General features: G+C 46.2%; 1 protein-coding gene. It reads right to left on the bottom strand.

The features are described 5' to 3' along the window. Positions 1-234, bottom strand: a 234-nt coding sequence (locus tag B4920_RS28055) for a DUF4942 domain-containing protein (RefSeq protein WP_139379794.1), incomplete at both ends; no start/stop codon positions are given.

Here is a 234-nt window from a genome sequence, read left to right as displayed (position 1 = left end):
AGGTCCGCTAGTTGATCCCGTCGCCAACCCCAATTCAAACTAAATCCCCAGCGGTTATGCGTCACCAAATTGTTGACGATGATCTTTTTACCAAAGCTGCAGGGACTATTGGTTTTGTAATCCCACGACAGCCCTTTGAAGACATTGATAATGCCACGCTCAAATACATCCATTTTGTTCAGATGTAGCTCCTCAAAAGTACTGAGGATATTCGCCTCGCTGATGGCAGGCAGA

It is taken from the genome of Zoogloea sp. LCSB751, assembly GCF_002028455.1.
GTDB lineage: Bacteria > Pseudomonadota > Gammaproteobacteria > Burkholderiales > Rhodocyclaceae > Zoogloea.
The sequence above is the reverse complement of the archived record's forward strand: the minus strand, read 5'-3'. Positions and strand labels throughout refer to the sequence as shown.